This is a genomic window from Sphingobacterium sp. UBA5670 (assembly GCF_002420705.1).
In the GTDB taxonomy this organism is placed as follows: domain Bacteria; phylum Bacteroidota; class Bacteroidia; order Sphingobacteriales; family Sphingobacteriaceae; genus Sphingobacterium.
Genome location: NZ_DIIM01000021.1, coordinates 674,820 through 676,614, shown reverse-complemented (window position 1 = coordinate 676,614; position 1,795 = coordinate 674,820). Strand labels below are relative to the sequence as shown.

At 48.6% G+C, this 1,795-nt stretch carries 1 protein-coding gene; it reads right to left on the bottom strand.

Translation table 11 applies throughout. The annotated features are described in order from the left end of the window. Positions 1–1,689 (bottom strand): BamA/TamA family outer membrane protein (locus tag B3C94_RS20800; RefSeq protein ID WP_293907324.1); only part of this gene is annotated, 1,689 nt, incomplete at its 3' end. Positions 1,690–1,795 lie beyond the last annotated feature (106 nt).

The window sequence follows — 1,795 nt, the reverse complement described above, 5'->3', positions numbered from 1 at the left end:
GTCAATATCCTTAAACACCCAGCGTTCGCCTTTTGGCAGATAGGGGATGCGGAATGGTATGGAAAAGTCTGTGCGCAGAATCAGAAAGGTAAAGTCAAACCGTAATCCCAGTCCCCCGCCCACGGCGAGTTCCTGAAGGAAATCCTTGCTGAATTTTCCGCCCGGCTTGGTCGCGTCGTCACGCTGCAGCCAGACATTTCCCGCATCGATAAAGGCGGCCCAATGGACCGGACCGGCAATCTTTGCCCGATATTCTGTATTCAGCTCCAGTTTGATATCGCCGGTCTGATCGGCATAAAAAAGTCCATTGCCCAACCTTTCGGGAGCTACGGTGCCCGGTCCGATCGCGCGTGCGCCAAAGGCACGGATGCTATTCGGTCCACCTACATAGTATTGTTTCAGATAGGGAAGGGAACGCGAATTTCCGTACGAGTAACTCATCCCGATGCTCACCCGCGATGCGATCTGCGAGTTTTCGCTGAGCTTGAAGTAATGCCTGCCATCGACGCTGGCTTTGATATACTGGGAGAAGTAGGCGTCAAAAAGTTTAAAAGTCTTGCCCTTGTTAAAGTCTGCGCCTTTGATAAGCCCCAGAATATTTCCCGACAGATCCAGATTTCCCTTAAAATAAAACGTATTTTGCAGGTGCTTTTTCATGGTGTTCTGGAAGGTGAAATTATAATTTGGACCGATCGTAAATTGGGGGTCAAGCACATGTCGTAGCGCCGGAATGGTATCCATCTGTTGTTTGTAGCTTTCTGAAATTCCCTTAGGCTGTACATAGGTGATTTCCATAAGCGCCAGATCATGCTGTTTCTCTTCGCTCTCCTGCCAGGTGTAGCCATAGCTCAGTGCGATGGAATTGAGCGTGTAGGCTTTGCGGCGGTTCAAAAATTCGTACCGTGCCTTGATATAGGTGTTCGGAATATACTGACGGGAAGGATTGATGGTGCCAAATGGGGTCAATATCCTCGGAAAGGTTAAGGTCGCTTCGGTACCGTAGCGGAAATAACTGGAGTTCAGATCCGCATTGCCCCCCGTTTGTATTTCGTAGCCCCCAAATACGTTGATATTGAGTTTCTCGGCCCCTTTAAAGGCATTGCGGAGCGTCCAGTTGACATTGACTTCGGTTCCGTTGTAGACGGAAGCCATTTTTCCTAGCAGCTCTACACGAATGGACTTCTTCGGCAACGGAGTGAGGTAATAGTAAACGTCAAGCGCATTGGGCACGTCCTTGCTGTCCACAAAGTTATTTTTGACAAATTTCCAGCTATTCAGATTCACCAGGTGGCTGATGGTCCTGTTGTGGGCATCGCGGTTATACAAATCGCCCTCTTTGAAAAAGATGTGGTTGGCGATGACGGGTTTTCGAAAACTATGATGGGGATCGATAAAATAATAACTGCTATCAAACAGCTCGGCATTCCGCGGCGACTGCTGGTAGCCAGCTCCGGTCTCGGTATAGTTGGGATAGATATAGATCTTATTGATTTTGGATGCTGTTCTTGCCTGTTCGGGCGTTTCCTTTTTGACTGTCACATAGAGGTTGACCTTATGGTCACCGATGGTACTATCGACCTGCACCAGGATATAGTCCGGACTAAAATAGTAATAGCCCTTATTTTTAAGTACGTTGTCGATGCGGTCGCGTTCATTGAGCACAACGTCAAGACTATAATTTTTGCCCACTTGCAAGAGGCTGCTGTCAGACGTTGCGCGGATGTCACGCCCCAGCTGCGTGCTACTGTCCACATCAAAAGTGACGGATTTGATCCGGTAGATCAGATTGGGCTTG